Here is a 2,489-nt window from a genome sequence, read left to right on the forward strand (position 1 = left end):
CGTCCTTGATGAACAGCACCTTGTTGCCGATGTCGCGGTTGAACGCGGTGCGCAGCTTGCGCTCTGCGTGCATGGCATCGGCCAACTGGTCCACGAGGAAGTCGAGCGTCATGTCGATGAGAAGTGGCTCGTCGTCCTCGCGCTCGACGTCGAGCGATGCCGGCGGCAGGCTCTTGGCAAATTCCTCGGCTTGGGCCAGCAGCGCGGCCTGGCCTTGCAACGCGCGCACGAACGTCGAGCCGCCGTGTCCGTCATTGCGGGCTTCGGCGATGGGCCTGCCGTCGAACATGACGGTGGCGGTGAAGCACAGCGTTTCCTCGCTCGCGAAATCCGCGACCTTGAGGTTCTTGAGCGTGATGCGGTCTTGTCGGGTGATGGTGTCCATGGAAAGTCCTGATATCGACCGGGTTGACGACACGCCCCTGACGGGACGCGGCATACATCCCGTGGGTTGGAGGAAGGTGGCATCGATGCCCGGTGGGCAGCGTTCGCCGGAGAGATGCCGGGGCGAACTGGCGGGTGGCGTGGGAGGAACCCACGGCAGCCTTGACACCCTGGCTGCTGGCTGTTGCCGATGCGTCGGCAATGCAGGAGGGAGGATCACGCGGCCCGCCGGCCGCGTCGTGCATCAATCCGAAGCGCTCGATCCCGTCTTGTGCAGGCACTGCACCAGCCGCTGGCCCAGCCACGCGACGCACGGCACGGCCATGGAGTTGCCGATCGCCTTGTAGCGCGGCGCGTCGGCGGAGGGCCTGCCGCGGTACGGCACCAGCGTGTAGTCGTCGGGCATGCCTTGAAGCCGCTCGCATTCGACCGGCATCAGCCGACGCACCCGCCACTGCGACCAGTCGCCCGGACCGGGGTTATTCCAGTCGTAGCGGAAATGTGCCTCGAAGTCCGGTGCCAGCACATGGGGCTTGTCGGCACCGCCGCTGCTGGTGCGCAGCGCGGTCGAGACGCCATCGCCCAGTTCAGCGGCCAGGCCTTCGGTGCGACCGCGCAGCGCCACGCCGATCACCATCGGCCGGCCTTGGCCCGGCTTGCCGCCACCCGTGGAGAGCGTCCCGGCAAGCTGGCCGTGGCCGGATTCCAGCCGCAGCTCGCCGCGCGAGTTCTGCGCGAACGCGATGGCCGGCACCACGCCGGCGTTCGCGTGGCTGAGGCGATGTCCGCCGGCACGCAGCGTCGGTGCATGGTTCGTCGTCGCATCCGCCCCGCAGCCCTGTGCGGTGAAGGCAATGATCGGCACACCCTTGCCGGTGCCGTCCTCGCTGCAGCCCTTGCCGCCGTTGGCGGTGCTGAGCGTGTGGCTGATGCTGCCCGCGATGGACTGCGCCACGAAGGTCTCGACTTCGAAGTCGTTCTTCGGGCCGGGCGCCGCGGTCAGGCAGGCCGCGACGTCGATGGGTCCTGCGGTGTTGCCCCCGCCGAATCCGAACGTCACCGTGGCCTTGCCGTAGGGCTGCTTCAGTCCTGCATATCCCGAGTACCAGCCTGCTGCCGCAGCGCCCGATCCAGCAGCGCCGGCAGCGTCTTGCCACGGCGCGAAGCCCGGCGAAGAATCCCCGCGCAGGCCTGGGCGCTCAAAAAGTACCTCGGCGGGATCGACGCCACCTCCACCACTTGCCACAAGAAACACGCGACGGCGCCGTTGGGCGACGCCGAAATATTGAGCATCGAGCAAGCGCCAGGCGATGCGGCGCCGGGGTCCAGACACACAACCTGCGTGCGCCCATTTTTGCCCTGGCGGTTCGAGCGCACGGCTTTCGCCGGCCAGTGCGCCCAGGAAGTGTCCGAAGGCGTTGCTGCGGTCGCTGAGGACGCCGGGGACGTTTTCCCAGACGAGCGTTGCCGGCGGGCGGCGGTCTTGGCGGCGGGTTTGGTCGATGGCATTTGCAAGCTCCACATAGGCAAGGGTCAGGGCGCCGCGCGGGTCAGCCAGGCCACGGCGGGCGCCGGCCACGCTGAACGACTGGCACGGCGTGCCGCCGACCAGGAGGTCTGGCGCGGGCACGGTGCCGGCGCGGACCTGGCGGGCGATCGTGGTCATGTCGCCCAGGTTGGGCACGAGGGGGTAACGGTGGGCGAGCACGGCGCTCGGGAACGGCTCGATCTCGGCGAACCACGCGGCTTCGAGGCCGAGCGGTTGCCAAGCGAGGCTCACGGCCTCGATGCCGCTGCAGACGCTGCCGTAGAGCAGCGGCGTGTTGCGTGGCGGTGCGCAAAGTTTCGGGTGCATGTCGGTCTCCTGTTCGTATGGCGCAGGGCCATCGCCCTGGCCGGGGCGTTGAAAGGCAGGAGAAAGGCGCCGAAGGCCCCAGGGGCCTTCGGCTCGGGAGGAAAGAAGAACCACCCGTGGGCTGATTGGCAGGCCCGGTCGTCGCTAGAACCGTCTGCTCACCCAGCAATCACACCCGGCCCATGTCGTGGCTGGGGCCGGCATCGTCTGGCGCACATCCGCGCACAAAGGGAGCCCGTTTTTGCGCCGG

The 2,489-nt window shown here is 68.5% G+C and carries 1 protein-coding gene and 1 pseudogene; both read right to left on the reverse strand.

Annotation, left to right across the window (positions count from 1 at the left end):
• Nucleotides 1-385, reverse strand: a pseudogene (locus BRO63_RS03920) (hypothetical protein); the annotation flags it as partial.
• Nucleotides 386-628: 243 nt separating this feature from the next.
• Nucleotides 629-2,239 (reverse strand): DNA cytosine methyltransferase, encoded by a 1,611-nt coding sequence (locus BRO63_RS03925; RefSeq protein WP_023108432.1) that lies wholly within the window; start codon nucleotides 2,237-2,239, stop codon nucleotides 629-631.
• Between the last annotated feature and the right edge of the window lie 250 nt (nucleotides 2,240-2,489).

This window comes from Achromobacter xylosoxidans (assembly GCF_002192695.1).
Taxonomy (GTDB): domain Bacteria; phylum Pseudomonadota; class Gammaproteobacteria; order Burkholderiales; family Burkholderiaceae_B; genus Achromobacter; species Achromobacter xylosoxidans_C.